Source organism: uncultured Faecalicoccus sp., from assembly GCF_944327125.1.
Taxonomy (GTDB): domain Bacteria; phylum Bacillota_I; class Bacilli_A; order Erysipelotrichales; family Erysipelotrichaceae; genus Faecalicoccus.
On sequence record NZ_CALVGO010000087.1, the window covers coordinates 1 to 2,783 of the forward strand.

The following is a 2,783-nucleotide window of genomic DNA, read 5'->3' on the forward strand; positions in this document are numbered from 1 at the left end:
CCGCGCAGGAAATGGATGTAGAAAAAGCGGGAGAATTTATATTGAATGCGAAAGTTCCTGTATTACTCTATAGCGATGCAGTCGAGAAAGACATGTCGGTCTTGCGAACCAAACAAGGTTTTGAATCCGATGCCAAAATCATGGAAGAGTTCATGTCTGAACTTGCCCGGTTTTGTCTTGAAAAACAATTTGATCGAATCGTTGTCGCAGGCGGAGAGACATCAGGAGCGGTTTTAAAACGACTTGGATTTGAACAGTTTACCGTAGGGCAGTCGATTGCTCCAGGAGTCCCGGCTCTTATTCCCCATCCATCTTTGGATCTTTGTTTGATATTAAAATCGGGCAATTTTGGTCAGGATGATTTTTTCATAAGAGCTTTGGAGGATGTATATGTGTAAGAACACAAAAATGGAACAAACGTTATGGGTTGCTCATACGTTGTTTGATCAGGGCATGGTAACGGGCTGTACAGGAAATATCAGTTTTAAACAGGAAGATAAGATCTATATTTCCAAAAGCGGCAGCTGCTTTGGCAATTTAACCAATGAAGATTTCGCGATACTTGATATCCATGGGGAAATTCTTGAAGGAAAACCGAGTAAAGAATATCCGTTGCATTTATATCTATATCGGCTGAATGAATGTAACCAGGCCGTGCTCCATACCCATAGTTTTTATTCAACTTTACTGACTTGTCAGGCTCGACAAAAAGAAGAACTTTTTAAAGATCTTTTAATAACGACCCCTTATCTCTCAATAAAAACAAAAAATCATATAGGGTGGGTCCCTTATTTTGCACCCGGTTCCCAAGAGTTGTTTGAATCGTTTATGACTCAAATGAATGAGAAAACGAACTTGTATTTGATGGAACGGCATGGATTGATCGTATCGGGATCCTCTGTCATGAATGTATTTGATCTGATTTCAGAAATGGAGACCTCGGCCCATCTTCATTATTGTTTAAATCAATAAAAAAAGAAGGAGTGATTCAATGAACCAACTACAAAAGCACGCACTGCAGGTGCGCAAGAATATATTGAAACAAATCTATTGCGCTCAGTCAGGGCATCCGGGAGGATCCCTGTCAGGAGCCGATATACTGACCTGCCTGTATTTTGAAGAAATGGATATCAGTGCAGAGAATGTCGATACCACCGACCGTGACCGTTTTGTCCTGAGCAAAGGGCATGCCTCGCCTTTACTGTATGCCGTTCTCTGTGAGAAAGGATTCATATCCCAGGAAGAATTGAAGGGGTTCCGCCAGATCGATTCCAAGCTGCAGGGGCATCCCAACATGAATTATGTATCGGGCGTTGATATGTCGACCGGTTCTCTGGGACAGGGGATCTCCTGTGCTGTGGGGATGGCCCTGGCCAATAAGCTGGACAATAATGACCATCGAATCTATTGTCTATTGGGAGATGGAGAAAGCGAGGAAGGCGAAGTCTGGGAAGCCTGCATGGCTGCCTCTCATTATAAGCTGGACAATCTTTGCCTGATCCTGGATTACAACCACCTGCAGATCGATGGCAATATTGCCGATGTGATCGGACCGGAGCCGTTCCAGTCAAAATTTGAGGCATTTGGCTTTCACACGGTAGAAATCGATGGGCACAATTTTGATGAGATCAAGAAAGCCTTTGAAGAAGCAAGGAAAGTCAAAGGGCAGCCGACGGTCATCATTGCCCATACGATAAAGGGGAAGGGCGTCTCCTTTATGGAAAACAATTATGCCTGGCATGGAAGTGCACCGAATACAGAACAATACGAACAGGCAATGAAGGAATTGGATGGTGAATAATATGGCAACTGCAACAAGAGAAGCATATGGAAAGGCCCTGGCCCAACTGGTCAAGGAGAATGAGAATGTCGTTGTACTGGATGCCGACCTGACGAAATCCACAAAAACGATCGATGCGAAGAACGCATGTCCTCAAAGACATTTCAATATGGGAATCGCCGAAGGCAATATGATGGCCGTGGCAGCCGGACTGGCGGCCAGCGGAAAAGTCGTATACGCCTCCAGCTTTGCGATGTTTGCGGCGGGGCGTGCTTTCGAACAGATCCGCAACAGCATCTGTTATCCCAAATTGAATGTAAAGGTCTGTGCGACCCATGCCGGGATCAGTGTAGGAGAAGATGGAGCCAGCCACCAGAGTGTGGAAGATCTGGCCATCATGCGTTCGATCCCGAATATGAAGGTGTTCCAGCCCTGTGATGCCAGAGAGACACAGGAAGTGATCCAAAAGATCGCCAAGATCGATGGACCTTGTTATGTGCGTCTGGGACGTCTGGGAGTGGAAGATGTCTATGATGAAAACTATACATGGGAATACGGCAAGGGAAATGTCCTGAAAGAAGGCTCCAGAGTGGCTATCGTTGCTACCGGACTGATGGTGCAGGAGTCTTTGAAGGCCCTGGAACTGTTGGAAGGGATCGAACCGACCCTGATCAACATTTCTACGATCAAACCGATTGATAAGGATCTGATCATTGAGACCGCCAAGAAACATGAAGTGATTTTCACGGTGGAAGAACACAATGTGATCGGAGGACTGGGAAGTGCCGTTAGTGAGGTGCTCTCTCCGCTCGGGCTGCCTGTAAAACACTACAGTATAGGTTTGGAAGATACATTTGGGCGCAGCGGAAAGCCAAAGGATCTGTTGGCATACTATCACCTGGATGCACAGGGTATCGCCCAGAAAATCAAAGAGACAATAAAATAATGCGTCGTTTATGATGACGCATTATTTTTTTATCAAATCTTCAATGATGTGCCCAAC

The 2,783-nt window shown here is 45.4% G+C and carries 4 protein-coding genes; all 4 read left to right on the forward strand.

All coding sequences use genetic code 11. The features are described 5' to 3' along the window. Nucleotides 1-398: nucleotide-binding domain containing protein (locus Q0K03_RS07370; protein ID WP_297239060.1), on the forward strand; the 398-nt coding region annotated here is incomplete at its 5' end. Then, a complete protein-coding gene (locus Q0K03_RS07375; protein ID WP_297239061.1) occupies nt 391-972 on the forward strand; it encodes a class II aldolase/adducin family protein in 582 nt (193 codons plus the stop codon). The genes Q0K03_RS07370 and Q0K03_RS07375, both read left to right, overlap by 8 nt. A 19-nt stretch (nt 973-991) precedes the next feature. After that, nucleotides 992-1,801 (forward strand): transketolase, encoded by an 810-nt coding sequence (locus Q0K03_RS07380; protein WP_297239062.1) that lies wholly within the window; start codon nt 992-994, stop codon nt 1,799-1,801. 1 nt (nt 1,802) lies between these two features. Beyond that, nucleotides 1,803-2,726, forward strand: coding sequence for a transketolase family protein (locus Q0K03_RS07385; RefSeq protein WP_297239063.1), 924 nt, complete (start codon nt 1,803-1,805; stop codon nt 2,724-2,726). Nucleotides 2,727-2,783 lie beyond the last annotated feature (57 nt).

Excerpts from the sequence above, each read along its gene's own strand:
- Q0K03_RS07375 (WP_297239061.1), top strand. The coding sequence starts at position 391 with ATGTGTAAGAACACAAAAATGGAACAAACGTTATGGGTTGCTCATACG.
- Q0K03_RS07380 (WP_297239062.1), top strand. The coding sequence starts at position 992 with ATGAACCAACTACAAAAGCACGCACTGCAGGTGCGCAAGAATATATTG.
- Q0K03_RS07385 (WP_297239063.1), top strand. The coding sequence starts at position 1,803 with ATGGCAACTGCAACAAGAGAAGCATATGGAAAGGCCCTGGCCCAACTG.